The 13,123-nt window shown below is 72.1% G+C and carries 12 protein-coding genes; 6 read left to right on the forward strand and 6 right to left on the reverse strand.

Annotated features, from left to right (window positions below; translation table 11 throughout):
* Positions 1 to 339 precede the first annotated feature (339 nt).
* From ACSMTC_RS08545 to ACSMTC_RS08555, 3 genes are all read left to right on the forward strand, one after another.
* Positions 340 to 1,941: an AMP-binding protein gene (locus ACSMTC_RS08545; RefSeq protein ID WP_436559052.1), complete on the forward strand. Its 1,602-nt coding sequence runs from the start codon at positions 340 to 342 to the stop codon at positions 1,939 to 1,941.
* A 100-nt stretch (positions 1,942 to 2,041) separates the two neighbouring features.
* Positions 2,042 to 2,116 carry a putative leader peptide gene (locus ACSMTC_RS08550; RefSeq protein WP_436564624.1) on the forward strand — a complete coding sequence of 25 codons (75 nt, stop codon included), beginning with the start codon at positions 2,042 to 2,044 and terminating at the stop codon, positions 2,114 to 2,116.
* Positions 2,117 to 2,248: 132 nt separating this feature from the next.
* Positions 2,249 to 3,262: an isopenicillin N synthase family dioxygenase gene (locus ACSMTC_RS08555; protein ID WP_436559053.1), complete on the forward strand. Its 1,014-nt coding sequence runs from the start codon at positions 2,249 to 2,251 to the stop codon at positions 3,260 to 3,262.
* Positions 3,263 to 3,334: 72 nt separating this feature from the next.
* Here the strand turns inward: ACSMTC_RS08555 and ACSMTC_RS08560 are convergent, their stop codons facing one another.
* Positions 3,335 to 3,988: a hypothetical protein gene (locus ACSMTC_RS08560; RefSeq protein WP_436559054.1), complete on the reverse strand. Its 654-nt coding sequence runs from the start codon at positions 3,986 to 3,988 to the stop codon at positions 3,335 to 3,337.
* A gap of 214 nt (positions 3,989 to 4,202) precedes the next feature.
* Between ACSMTC_RS08560 and ACSMTC_RS08565 the strand changes: the two genes are divergently transcribed.
* Both ACSMTC_RS08565 and ACSMTC_RS08570 read left to right on the forward strand, forming a co-directional pair.
* Complete coding sequence (locus ACSMTC_RS08565; protein ID WP_436559055.1) at positions 4,203 to 4,643, forward strand: BlaI/MecI/CopY family transcriptional regulator; 441 nt, start codon at positions 4,203 to 4,205, stop codon at positions 4,641 to 4,643.
* A 3-nt stretch (positions 4,644 to 4,646) separates the two neighbouring features.
* A complete protein-coding gene (locus ACSMTC_RS08570) occupies positions 4,647 to 5,579 on the forward strand; it encodes a M56 family metallopeptidase (protein ID WP_436559056.1) in 933 nt (310 codons plus the stop codon).
* A 62-nt stretch (positions 5,580 to 5,641) separates the two neighbouring features.
* Here ACSMTC_RS08570 and ACSMTC_RS08575 read toward each other — a convergent pair whose 3' ends face one another.
* The gene (locus ACSMTC_RS08575; RefSeq protein WP_436559057.1) at positions 5,642 to 5,914 is read right to left on the reverse strand and encodes a hypothetical protein; all 273 of its coding nucleotides are present in this window, start codon (positions 5,912 to 5,914) and stop codon (positions 5,642 to 5,644) included.
* 253 nt (positions 5,915 to 6,167) lie between these two features.
* On the opposite strand from ACSMTC_RS08575, the gene ACSMTC_RS08580 reads away from it, so the two are divergent.
* Positions 6,168 to 6,893 (forward strand): MerR family transcriptional regulator, encoded by a 726-nt coding sequence (locus tag ACSMTC_RS08580; RefSeq protein ID WP_436559058.1) that lies wholly within the window; start codon positions 6,168 to 6,170, stop codon positions 6,891 to 6,893.
* 119 nt (positions 6,894 to 7,012) lie between these two features.
* Here the strand turns inward: ACSMTC_RS08580 and ACSMTC_RS08585 are convergent, their stop codons facing one another.
* Genes ACSMTC_RS08585 through ACSMTC_RS08600 form a run of 4 tightly spaced genes read right to left on the reverse strand, consistent with a single transcriptional unit; the run spans position 7,013 to position 12,826 of the window.
* Positions 7,013 to 9,178 (reverse strand): 3-hydroxyacyl-CoA dehydrogenase NAD-binding domain-containing protein, encoded by a 2,166-nt coding sequence (locus ACSMTC_RS08585; RefSeq protein ID WP_436559059.1) that lies wholly within the window; start codon positions 9,176 to 9,178, stop codon positions 7,013 to 7,015.
* A 39-nt stretch (positions 9,179 to 9,217) separates the two neighbouring features.
* Positions 9,218 to 10,465 (reverse strand): acetyl-CoA C-acetyltransferase, encoded by a 1,248-nt coding sequence (locus ACSMTC_RS08590; RefSeq protein ID WP_436559060.1) that lies wholly within the window; start codon positions 10,463 to 10,465, stop codon positions 9,218 to 9,220.
* A gap of 44 nt (positions 10,466 to 10,509) precedes the next feature.
* A complete protein-coding gene (locus tag ACSMTC_RS08595) occupies positions 10,510 to 11,652 on the reverse strand; it encodes an acyl-CoA dehydrogenase family protein (protein ID WP_436559061.1) in 1,143 nt (380 codons plus the stop codon).
* A 31-nt stretch (positions 11,653 to 11,683) separates the two neighbouring features.
* Positions 11,684 to 12,826 (reverse strand): CaiB/BaiF CoA transferase family protein, encoded by a 1,143-nt coding sequence (locus ACSMTC_RS08600; RefSeq protein WP_436559062.1) that lies wholly within the window; start codon positions 12,824 to 12,826, stop codon positions 11,684 to 11,686.
* Between the last annotated feature and the right edge of the window lie 297 nt (positions 12,827 to 13,123).

The raw sequence follows: 13,123 nt of genomic DNA on the forward strand, positions 1-13,123 counted from the left end.
CCCGATCTCGATCCTTGAACCTTCGGTCGTCGCCGATGATTCCGGTTCCGGGCGGACTTGCCGGGGGCTTAGCCAGATCCTGGATCATTGTCACAGAGGCCGATGAACGTCTTCATCTTCCAGCGTGGCTCTGTCCGGTTTTCCGGTGTAATGACCAGTTTCCTCCGTATTCGGCCCAGGTCAAGACCCCGGGGTGACAATCCCGCCGAGAACTTTGCGCATCCGGCCGGACACCGTCGGCCACGGAAGATGTCTTGACGAACCGTCCCCGTTGGCCAAATCTGGTCGGGCACAGCGCGACACCCCCGCCCCGATCCACCGACGAGCCGGAGGTCCACGGTGACCGAGCAGGCGTCCTACTCCCGCGGCAGCAGCGGGAATCCACTGCCGGCCTGCACCATCGGGGAGCGCCTCGACCAGGTGGTGTCCGCCTTCCCGGAGCGGGAGGCGCTGGTGGACGTGGAGAGCGGGCGGCGCTGGACGTACCGCGAACTGGCCGAGGACGTCGACCGGCTGGCGGCGGGACTGCGGGCGCGCGGGGTGGCCGAGGGCGACCGGGTGGGCATCTGGGCGCTCAACTGCCCGGAGTGGGTGCTGGTGCAGTACGCCACCGCCCGGCTCGGCGCGATCCTGGTGAACATCAACCCGGCGTACCGCAGCGACGAGCTGGCGTACGTACTGAACCAGGCCGGGGTCAGCCTGCTGGTGGCCCAACCCGCCTACCGCGACAGCGACTACCGGGCGATGGTGGCCGAGGCGCGGGCCGGGGGGCGGTGTCCCACGCTGCGCGAGACGGTGTGGATCGGCGAGTCCGGATGGCCGCAACCGGCGGGGCCGGCCGAGGACTTCCCGGTGCTGCACTGCGACGAGCCGATCAACATCCAGTACACCTCCGGAACCACCGGCTTCCCCAAGGGCGCCACCCTCTCGCACCGCAACATCCTCAACAACGCCCACTCGGTGGGCGAGTTGCTCGGCTACACCGAGCAGGACCGGATCTGCGTGCCGGTGCCGTTCTACCACTGCTTCGGCATGGTGATCGGCAACCTGGCGGCGCTCAGCCACGGCGCCTGCGTGGTGATCCCCTCGCAGGGCTTCGACCCGGCCGCCGCACTGCGCGCCGTCGCCGCCGAGCGGGCCACCTCGCTGTACGGGGTGCCGACCATGTTCATCGCCGAACTCGGCCTGCCGGACTTCGACTCCTACGACCTCTCCTCACTGCGGACCGGCCTGATGGGCGGCTCGCCCTGCCCGGTGGAGGTGATGAAGCGGGTCCAGGCGGACATGCACATGAGCGAGGTCGCCATCGTGTACGGGATGACCGAGACCTCACCGGTCTCCACCATGACCCGGCGCGAGGACGACCTGGCGCACCGCACCGAGACGGTCGGCCGGGCGATGCCGCAGGTCGAGGTGAAGGTGGTCGACCCGGGGAACGGACGGACGGTGCCGCGCGGCGAACCGGGCGAGCTGTGCACCCGGGGGTACTCGGTGATGCTCGGCTACTGGAACGACCCCGAGCGCACGGCGGAGGCGGTCGACGCCGAGGGCTGGATGCACACCGGCGACCTGGCCGTGATGCGCGAGGACGGCTATCTGTCGGTGGTCGGACGGATCAAGGACATGATCATCCGCGGCGGGGAGAACGTGTACCCGCGCGAGATCGAGGAGTTCCTGCACACCCACCCGGCGATCGCGGACGTCCAGGTGGTCGGGGTGCCGGACGACCGGCTGGGCGAGGAGATCTTCGCCTTCGTCGTCCTGCACGACCCGGCGGACACGCTCGGCATCGAGGAGGTGGCCGCGTACTGCGCGGGACGGATCGCGCACTTCAAGACGCCGCGCCACGTGCGGGTGGTGCGGGAGTTCCCGATGACGGTGAGCGGCAAGGTCCGCAAGACCGAACTGCGCGAGCTGGCGGCCCGGGACCTCGAACGGTGAGTGCGCCGGATGCGGCCACGCGCCACATCCGCACCACCCTCCACAGGCGGTTACCAAAATGTGTTCGACCACCGCCCATAAGTTCATCTAACCTAGGCGCATGCTTATTCTTATGAGTCGGCGCCACGTGGACCTGTGCCGCGTCACGAGCATGTCCTGTCGACGCTCAAGCTGATCCCGCCTCCCCGCCCTCAGGGCACCACCCTCCCCCGGCACCGCTGCGCCCGCCCTCATCCCGGCGCGACAGTGGGCGGCTCTCCGGCGACCGCCGGACCAGCCGGGGCATCGACCTCAGCGGATGTCATCCATGACTCAGCAGTCGCACCCCGTCAACCTGCCCGTGATCGACCTGTCGCTCGCCGACGGCAGCCCCGAGGAGCGCGCCCTCCTCCGCAGCACCCTGCGTGCGGCCGCCACCGGCGTGGGCTTCTTCCAGCTCGTCGGCCACGGCATAACCCCGGCCGAGACGGCCGCCCTCACCGGCGCCATGCGGGCCTTCTTCACCCTCCCCGAGGCCGACCGGCTCGCCGTGGCCAACCTCAACTCCCCGCACTTCCGCGGCTACACCCGCACCGGCGACGAGCGCACCGGCGGCAGCCAGGACTGGCGCGACCAGCTGGACATCGGCGCCGAACTGCCCCCGCACGTCCCCGGCCCCGGCGAGCCGGCCTACTGGTGGCTGGAGGGTCCCAACCAGTGGCCCGAGGCGCTGCCGGAACTGCGCAGCGCGGCGCTGGGCTGGATCGACCGGCTGAGCGGTGTCGCCCAGCGACTGCTGCACGAACTCCTCGCCTCGATCGGCGCCCGGCCGGACTTCTACGACCACGCCTTCGCCGGGCACCCGCACCTGCGGCTCAAGCTGGTCCGCTACCCGGGCACCGCGCCCGACGGCGCCGGGCAGGGCGTCGGCTCGCACAAGGACTACGGGTTCATCACGCTGCTGCTCCAGGACGAGGTCGGCGGGCTCCAGGTGGAGCGCCCCGACGGCTCCTACCTGGATGTGCCGCCGATGCCGGGCGCCTTCGTGGTCAACCTGGGCGAGCTGCTCGAGGTCGCCACCGAGGGCTACCTCAAGGCCACCAGCCACCGGGTGGTCAGCCCGGCCGGGGCGCGCGAGCGGTTCTCGGTCCCGTTCTTCTACAACCCGCGCCTGGACGCCCACATCGAGCCGCTGGACTTCCCGGGCGCCGGGCTCGCACCGGGTACCACCCAGGACCCGGCCAACCCGCTGTACGCGGACTTCGGCTTCAACGAGCTGAAGGGGTACCTCCGCGCCCACCCCGAGGTGACCCGCCGCCACCACGCCGCGCTGGCCTCCTAGCACCTAGCCGGCGCACCCGCACCGCCGCCGGCCTTCCGACGCAGCGTCGGACCGGGTCGGCGGCGCGGGCCCTCAGGCCGACAGGTCCCCGCCGGGGGCGGGTTCGAGCCGGCCCAGCAGGAAGGGGAGCATGCCCCGTTCGAGCAGTGCGGCCCGCCAGGTCTCCCGGGCCAGCAGCAGACCGTCCGGCACCGGCTCGGCGCCGTTGCCCTGCGCCAGGGCGGCCGAACGGTGCCGGCCCGCCGTGATCAGCAGTCCGACCACGCCGACGAAGGCGCTGGCCGCCGCGACGATCGCCGCGGACCAGGCGGCCTCGACCATCGAGTCGGCCAGCCCGCGCTCGGAGTGCGCGAAGAACTCGAGCAGGTAGCCGATCAGGTAGCAGAGCACCGCGGCGGCGCCCGCCAGGACCGGGGTGAAGACCGCGAACGCGCTCATCAGGCCACCGCCGTCGCGCCGCCCGCCCCGCTCCTCCCGCGGCCGCGCGGCAAGCGTTCCGGCCAGGTCGGCCGCGGCCCGCAGTCTGGCGTACTCGTCGTACTCGTCCGCCGCGGCCGAGGCGATCTCCGCCGAGGCCGACCTGGCCAGGGCGCGCAGGCTCGCGCTGTCCAGCCCCTGGGCGCTGCGGGCGAGGGCCGCGCGGATGCCGTCGGTGGCCAGCGCCTGGGTGAGCGCACGCTCGAAGTCGGCCTGGTCCTGCTGCCGAAGCCGAGGAGGTACGTCCACAGGTGTCCTCCGATGCGTTGGACGCCGGACCGGACCGGCCGGCTGCCCGAGTCGCGGATAAAGCATTGCGGCGCACTGAATCTACAGCAGTGTAGAGGAAGCGGGTCACCGCCGAAGGGCGGGTGGCGGCCGTCCGCGGGGCGCTCATTAGGATGAGGGGCGCGCATGACGACGCACGCCGCGCGCACGGGCGGGCCCGCCGGGAGGAGACACCATGGACCGGAGCAGAGGCGACCTGGGCAGGCGGCCACGCAAGCGCGGCCAGGGGGAGCTGGAGAGCCAGGTCCTGGAGGTGCTCAGAAGCGCCCCCGAGCCGGTCACGGCGGGTTGGGTGCAGGAGCGCCTCGGTGGCGGACTGGCCTACACCACGGTGATGACCATCCTCTCCCGGCTGCTCGCCAAGCAGGCGGTCTCCCGCAGCCGCTCGGGCCGGGTCTACCTCTGGCTGGCCGCCTCGGACGCGGCGGGACTGGCCGCGATCAGGATGCGCAGGGTGCTCGACACCGAGTCCGACCGGGACGCGGTGCTGGCCAGCTTCGTCAGCGCCCTGCTCCCCGAGGACGAGCGCCGGCTGCGGGCCCTGCTGGACACCACCGCCGAGGGGCGGTCGGCGGGATCGGCGGACGGACGCCCGGCCGGGCGACGGGAGCGCTGAGCCATGGGTGTCTTCGTCTTCCTCCCGCTGGTCCTGCCGCTGACGGCGCTGCCGATCGCCCGCCTCGCCGAGCACCACCTGCACCCGCGCAACGCGGTCCGGCTGCTCACCTGGATCAGCGTGAGCATGGCCGTGTGCAGCTCGCTCTGCCTCGGCCTGCTCTTCGTGGTCGGCACGGCGCAGATCCCGGGCAACCCGCTGCCGGACAACTGGTCCGATCCCGAGGTGCGCGCGGCCGTCCCGTTCCACGAGGAGGTCGGTACGGCGGCGGTGATCGTCCTGGTCACCGTGCTGACCATGTGCTCGGTCACCCTGCGGCGGCACCTGCGGATCAGGGCCCGCGCCCAGCGCGCCCTGGAGTTCGTACCGCGCGACTCCGACCTCGCGGTGCTGCCCGACAGCGACCCGTACGCCTATGCGGTGCCAGGCGCACCCGGGCGGATCGTCGTCTCCACCGGCATGATCGACAGCCTTGAGGCCGAGGAGCGCCAGGCCCTGGTCGCGCACGAGCGCTCCCACCTGGCCAACCGCCACCACCGCTACCTGATGGCGACCCAACTGGCCAGCTGCGTCAACCCGTTCCTGCGGCCGCTGCAGAAGGCCGTCGCCTACGCCACCGAGCGCTGGGCCGACGAGGAGGCCGCGCACAGCGTCGGCAGCCGCCGGGTGACGGCCCGCGCGGTCGCCAAGGCCGCCCTGGTCTCCCGGCACATACCCGCGCCCGGATTCGCCGCCTTCGCCGCCCCCGGGCCCGTTCCGCGCCGGGTGGCCGCCCTGCTCAACCCCGAGGTACTGCCCGAGTCCTGGCCGCCCGCGCGCAGCCCGGTCGGCCTGGCCACGATGGTCGCCGCCGCCGGCACCGCGGCCTCGGCGCTGTCCGCGCTGAACGCGGCCGTCGCCCTGCTGCTCGTACTCAAGGCCGCCACGCCGCTGTAGCCCGGCGCCCGAGGGCGACGGCTGTCGGGCGGCTCGGCCGGTCTTATGCGCTCAAGGCCGGTTCAGGTCCCCGAGAGCGGCAGCAGGACCAGCCGCTCGGGGTCGAAGGGCATCCAGGTCGGCGCCCCGCCCCTCCCGATGGTCCGCACCCGGCACCACGCCTCGCCGCCGGCCGGCTGCCACCAGGCGTTGATCCGGCCCACCGCCCAGGTCCCGTCCTCCCGGTGGACCTCGACCGGCTGGTACACCCTGCGCACCTCCGCCTCGGGCGGCTGGAAGGCCCCCTCGTCATGGCGCCGGGCCGCGTCCCCGGAGCGCTCCTGTGTTCCGTGCACCGTCCCGCTCCCCTGCTCCGTGGGCGACTGTCACCAGAACTCTACATACCTGTAGAAGTCTCCGGGGCGGTTCCGCGACCCGGCCTCCGGACCGCGGCCGGTCGTCTCCGCGGCAGTCGCCCCAAGCCTCCCGGCGACGCCGGCCTCACGTCGTCCTGGCATGGACCCCGGGGCCGCGGCGGTGTCACACTGATGCTGTCACAGCGGCACTGCCGTATCGGGCTCCCCCTGAACCAGCATGAGGTTTCGTTCCATGACAGCAACGTCGGCCGGACCGCTGCGACTTACCGTCGACGAGCTGGCCGCCAGAGCCGGGGTGACGGTGCGGACGCTGCGGTTCTACAGCACCAAGGGCCTGCTGCCGCCGCCGGAACTGGGGCCGCGCCGGGTCGGGCTGTACGGTCCCGAGCACCTCGGCCGCCTTGAGCTGATCGAGGAGCTGCAGCGGCAGGGCCTCACCCTGGCGGCGATCGAACGGTATCTGGCCCAACTGCCGGAGGACATCAGTTCGCTGGACCTGGCCATCCACCGGGCCCTGGTGGCCTCCTGGACCCCGGAGGCCGCCGAGGAGGCCACCAGGGACCAGCTGGGACGGCGGGCCGGCCGGGCGCTCTCCGACGCCGATGTGGACCGGCTGGCCGCGATGGGCGCACTGCACCGCACCGCCGATCCCGAGGTGTTCAAGATCGACCCGGGTCTGCTCCCGCTCGGGGTACGGGTGTTGGACGTACCCATCCCCCTGGAGACGCTGGTCGCGGCCCGGGCGGTGGTCCGTCTGCACAGCCAGGCGACCGCCCACGACCTGCACCGGCTGTTCCGTGAGACGGTCTGGAAGCCCTACCGCGAGAGCGCCCCGCCCCCGGCGGAGCTGGAGCGGATGAAGGAACTGACCGACCAGATCCAGCCGATGGTGGTCCAGGCCCTGGTGACGGCCTTCCAGCGGTCCCTCGCGGACGAACTGGCCGCACAGCGGAACTGAGCCCCAAGGACGCGGAGCCCGACGCGTCCGGGCAGACCCGCCAGGGGCGCGGGGAACCGCTCGACCACCCCTACGGAGGTGCGTGGTCGCGCACGGTCCCCCGCGCCCCTGGCGGAGCCTCAGTCCTGGAAGCGTCCGCCCTCCGCCGCGAGGCGCTCCAGCAGCGCGGGCGCCTCGAAGCGCTCGCCGTACGTCGCCGCCAGCTCCCGGGCGCGGGCCAGGAACCCGGGCAGTCCGCCCTCGTATCCGTTGATGTACTGGAGCACGCCACCCGTCCAGGCCGGGAACCCGATGCCCAGGACGGAGCCGATGTTGGCGTCCGCGACCGAGGTGAGCACCCCCTCCTCCAGGCAGCGCACCGAGTCCAGCGCCTCGGCGAAGAGCATCCGCTCCTTCATGTCCTCGAACGGGATCCGCGCCTGGGCCCGGGTGAAGTGCTCCCGCAGCCCCGGCCAGAGGCGGGTGCGCTTCCCGTCCTCGTACTCGTAGAAGCCGGCGCCGCCGCTGCGCCCCGGCCGGCCGAACTCGTCGATCATCCGGTCCATCACCGCGTCCGCCGGGTGCGGGGTCCAGGTGCCGCCGGTCTCCTCGACCGCGCGCCGGGCCTCGTTGCGGATCTTGCGCGGCAGGGTGAGCGTCAGCTCGTCCAGCAGCGAGAGCACCTTGGCGGGGTAGCCGGCCTGGGCGGCGGCCTGTTCGACCGAGACCGGGTCGGCCCCCTCGCCGACCATCGCCACGCCCTCGTTGATGAACTGGCCGATGACGCGCGAGGTGAAGAAGCCGCGCGAGTCGTTGACCACGATCGGGGTCTTGCGGATCTGCCGGACCAGGTCGAAGGCGCGGGCCAGCGCCTCGTCACCGGTCCGCGGTCCCCGGATGATCTCCACCAGCGGCATCTTGTCGACCGGCGAGAAGAAGTGCAGGCCGATGAAGTCGGCGCTGCGGGAGACCCCTTCGGCGAGCAGGCCGATCGGGAGGGTGGAGGTGTTGGAGCAGAGCAGCGCGTCCGGCGCGACGACGTCCTCGATCTCCTGGAAGACCTTGTGCTTGAGCTCCGGGTTCTCGAAGACCGCCTCGATCACCGCTTCGCAGCCCGCCAGGTCCGCCGCCTCGGCGGTCGGCGTGATCCGGGCCAGGAACTCCTCCCGCTCCTCGGGCGTGGTCCGCCCGCGCGCCACCGCCTTGTCCAGCAGCCCGGCGGAGTAGGCCTTCCCGCGCTCGGCGGCCTCCAGCGAGACGTCCTTGAGCACCACCCGCATCCCGGCCTTGGCACAGGAGTACGCGATGCCCGCGCCCATCATCCCGGCACCGAGCACGGCGACCTTGCGCACCTCGCGGGCTGGCACGTCCTTCGGCCTGCTCGCACCGGAGTTGACGGCCTGCATGTCGAAGAAGAACGCCTGGATCATGTTCTTGGCGGTCTGTCCGCAGGCCAGCTCGGTGAAGTACCGGGACTCGATCACCAGCGCGGTGTCGATGTCCACCTGGGCGCTCTCCACCGCGGCGGCCAGGATGTTGCGGGGGGCCGGGTAGGGAGCGCCGTTCAGCTGCTTGCGCAGGTTGGCCGGGAAGGCGGGGAGGTTGGCCGCGAGGGCCGGGGTGGCCGGGGTGCCGCCGGGGATCCTGTACCCCTTGACGTCCCAGCGCTGCACCGCCTCGGGGTTGGCCTCGATGAAGGCGCGCGCCTTGGCGGTCATCTGCTCGGTGCTGTCGGCGAGTTCGTCCACCAGGCCGATCTCCAGCGCCTGCGCCGGACGGTACTGGGTGCCCTGCAGCAGCACCTTGAGCAGCGCGTCGGTGATGCCGAGCATCCGGACCGTGCGGACCACGCCACCGCCGCCGGGCAGCAGGCCGAGGGTGACCTCGGGCAGTCCGATCCTGCTGCCGGGGACGTCCAGCGCGATGCGGTGGTGGCAGACGAGCGCGAGCTCGAGGCCGCCGCCGAGGGCGGCTCCGTTGATCGCGGCCACCACCGGCCTGCCCAGCGTCTCCAGCTCGCGCATGGCGCGCTTCAGCCGCAGCGTGTTCTCCAGGAACTCGCCCGCCTGCTCGGGCCTGATCGCGCGCAGCATGTGCAGGTCGCCGCCGGCGAAGAAGGTCTTCTTGGCCGAGGTGACGATGACGCCGCGCAGCCCCTCGGTCGCCTTGAGGCGCTCGACCACGGCGACGAACGCCTCGGTGAAGGCGGCGTTCATGGTGTTGACGGACTGGGCCGGGTCGTCGAGGACGAGGGTGACCACGCCCTCCTCGTCCTGCTCCCAGCGGATGGCGGTTGCTTCGGTCATGGGGATGAGTCCTTGGGGAGTCCGGGAGTCAGGAGGTGGTCAGATGCGCTCGATGACGGTGGCGATGCCCATGCCGCCGCCGACGCAGAGGGTGGCCAGGCCGTAGCGCAGGTCGCGGCGCTCCAACTCGTCGATCAGGGTGCCGATCAGCATCGCGCCGGTCGCGCCGAGCGGGTGGCCGAGGGCGATGGCACCGCCGTTGACGTTCACCTTGTCGTGGCTGAAGCCGAGTTCGCGCATGAAGCGCAGCGCGACCGCGGCGAAGGCCTCGTTGATCTCGACCAGGTCGATGTCCTCCGGCCGCAGGCCGGCCTTGGCGAGCGCCTTGCGGGTGGCCGGGGCGGGACCGGTGAGCATGATGGTGGGCTCGGAGCCGGAGACCGCGGCCGAGACGATCCGGGCGCGCGGGCGCAGCCTGTAGCGCTCGCCGATCTCGCGCGAGCCGATGGCGACCAGGGCGGCGCCGTCCACGATCCCGGAGGAGTTGCCGGCCGTGTGGACGTGGTCGATCGACTCGACCCAGTGGTACTTCTGCAGCGCCACTGCGTCGAAGCCGCCCGCCTCGCCGATGGCGGCGAACGAGGGCTTCAGGCCGGCCAGTGTCTCCACGGTGGTGCCGGGGCGGAAGAACTCGTCGCGCTCCAGCACCACGAGTCCGTTGCGGTCCTTGACCGGTACCACCGAGCGCTCGAACTTGCCGTCGGCCCAGGCCTTCGCGGCGCGCGCCTGGGACTCGGCGGCGAAGGCGTCCACATCGGTGCGGGAGTAGCCCTCGATGGTGGCGATCAGGTCGGCGCCGATGCCCTGCGGAACGAAGCCGATCTGGTAGCTGGTCATCGGGTCCATCGCCCAGGCGCCGCCGTCCGAGCCCATCGGGACCCGGGACATCGACTCCACACCGCCGGCCAGGATCAGGTCCTCCCAGCCCGAACGGACCTTCGCCGCGGCCAGGTTGACGGCCTCCAGGCCTGAGGCGCAGAAGCGGTTCTCCTGGACGCCCGCCACCGAGTCCGGCAGCCCGGCGGCGACGGCGGCGATCCGGGCGATGTCGGATCCCTGGTCGCCGAGCGGGCTGACCACGCCGAGCACGATGTCGTCGATCGCGGCGGGGTCCAGGTCGGGGAAGCGGGCGCGGATCTCGTGGATCAGGCCGACCACCAGGTCGATCGGCTTGGTGCCGTGCAGCGAGCCTCCCCCAGGCCCTTGGGGGCCTGGGCGGTGCCCCCCTGCCTTGCCCCGGCCGCGCGGGGTGCGGATCGCGTCGTAGACGTACGCTTCGGTGGTCACGGTGGGATGCCTTTCGGAAGGTTTCAGCCGGGTTCAGCCGGGGTTCAGCCGAGGAGCGAGCGGCCGATGATCTCTTTCATGATCTCGGTGGTGCCGCCGTAGATGGTCTGGATCCGGCCGTCGGTGAACGCCTTGGCGACCGGGTACTCCGCCATGTAGCCGTATCCGCCGTGGAGTTGGAGGCAGCGGTCGGCGGTGCGCTTCTGCAGCTCGGTGGCCCACCACTTGGCCATCGAGGCGTCCACCGGGGTGAGCGCGCCACGGTTGTGCTCGGTGATGCAGCGGTCGATGAACGTCCGGGTGACCGCGCACTCGGTCGCCAGCTCGGCGATCTCGAACCGGACGTGCTGCAGCTTGGCGAGCGGGCGGCCGAAGGCGGTGCGGTCCTTGACGTACGCGGTGGTGAGCTGGACCAGGTGCTCGGCCCCCGCGATCGCGGAGACCGCGATCGTCAGGCGCTCCTGGGCGAGGTTGCGCATCAGGTACACGAAGCCCTGGTTCTCCTCACCGAGCAGGTTCTCCTTGGGGACGCGTACGTCGTCGAAGAACAGCTCGGCGGTGTCCTGGGCCTTCTGGCCGATCTTGTCGAGGTTGCGGCCGCGCTCGAAACCCTCCATCCCGCGCTCCACCACCAGCAGGCTGAGGCCGTGCGCGCCGCCCTCGGGAGTGGTCCTGGCGACGACCACCACCAGGTCGGCGAGGATGCCGTTGGAGATGAAGGTCTTGGCACCGTTGAGCACGTAGTGGTCGCCGTGGTCGACCGCGCTGGTCCTGATGCCCTGGAGGTCGGACCCGGCGCCCGGCTCGGTCATCGCGATCGCGGTGACGGTCTCACCGCTGCAGAAACCGGGCAGCCAGCGCCGCTTCTGCTCCTCGTCGGCGAGCGAGGTCAGGTACGGGCCGATGATGTCGTTGTGCAGTCCGAGGGCGAGACCGCTGACCCCGGCCCTGACGAACTCCTCGGCCAGCACGGCCGGATAGCGGAAGTCCGCGGTGCCCCCGCCGCCGTACTCCTGGGGAACGGCCAGGCCGAGCAGCCCCTGCTTGCCCGCCGCCAGCCAGGCGGAGCGGTCCACGATGCCCGCCTGCTCCCAGCGTTCGTTGTGCGGGAGCACCTCTCGGGCCAGGAACTCGACGACGCTCTCCCGGAACGCCTCGTGCTCCTCGGTGTAGATCTCGCGCTGCACTGCGCTCTCCTCAGTGGTTCGGCGTTCGGGGTCAGTGATCGGTTGTCGGCCCGGAGTCCGGCAGCAGTCCGGCCACACCCCAGTCACGGGCCACCTCACCGGTGTGCGCACCCGGCCGGGCGGGCGGGCGGCGCAGCTCGCCCGGGGTGGCCGAGAAGCGCGGCGCGGGCGCCGGCTGGGTGATGCCCTGGTGCGTGGTGTACGTACCGCGCGCCGCGAGGTGTGCGTGCCCGGCCGCCTGCGTGAGCGTCAGCACCGGTGAGGTGCAGGCATCGGTGCCCTCGAAGACGGCCGTCCACTCGGCCTGGGTACGGGTGGCGAAGCGGGCCGCGATCCGTGCCCGCAGCTCGGGCCAGCGGGCGAGGTCGAACTGGCCGGGGGCGTCGTCCTCCAGCTCCAGCAGCCTGGTGAACTCGGCGTAGAACTGCGGTTCCAGCGCGCCGACGGCCATGTACTCGCCGTCGGCGGTGCGGTAGACCGAGTAGCAGGGAGCACCTCCGTCGAGGAGGTTGACCCCGCGCCGGTCCTGCCACTGCCCGGCGGCCAGCAGGCTCCAGAGGATCGCGGTGAGGTGGGCGGCGCCGTCCACGATGGCCGCGTCCACGACCTGGCCGACACCGGTGGCACGGGCGTGGTGCAGGGCGGCCAGCAGACCGACGACCAGGTAGAGCGAGCCTCCCGCGTAGTCGCCGAGCAGATTGGCGGGAATGGCCGGGGCCTCGCCGGGCGCCCCGATCAGCCCGAGCACCCCCGCCGTGGCGGCGTACCCGATGTCGTGGCCGGCACTCGCGGCGAGTGGCCCCTCCTGCCCCCAGCCGGTGATCCGGCCGTAGACCAGCGCGGGGTTGCGGGCCAGGCACGCCTCGGGCCCGACCCCGAGCCGCTCGGCCACTCCCGGGCGGTACCCCTCGATCAACAGGTCGGCGCGTGCGGCGAGTTCGAGCACCAGGCCGGGCCCCTCGGGCGACTTGAGGTCGATCACCACGGAGCGCTTGTTGCGATTGGTGACGTCGTGCTCCGGTTCCGGCCCGATCGGCGGCGGACCGGGGCGGTCCACCCGGACCACGTCCGCACCGAGGTCGGCGAGCAGCATCCCGGCGAACGGCCCCGGGCCGATCCCCGCCAGCTCCACCACGCGTACCCCCGCGAGCGGCCCACTGCTGCGCTCCGGCACCGGCGGCTCTCCCCTGTCCGATGTGTTTGACAGTTTGGCTGTCACAGTCGTGATGATAGGGATCCGACTCACCGGTAACAAGGGCCGGTGCCCCCGGTGACGCGAGGAACCGCGCAGGCAACCCGCCGTCCCCTCCCCCGAGTCCACCACCGGAGAGCCGCACGCGCGAGCAGTCCGCCGCCGCGGACCCCGGCCCCACCGCCGGCGACCGGCGCCGTCCGGGGATGTCCCATGGTGCCGCTGCGGCTAGTACTGCAATCACAGTTATGGGATGTGGCCTCGGCGTTTGTAGTGGCT

The organism is Kitasatospora sp. HPM-01-4 (assembly GCF_051374625.1).
Classification (GTDB): Bacteria; Actinomycetota; Actinomycetes; order Streptomycetales; family Streptomycetaceae; genus Kitasatospora.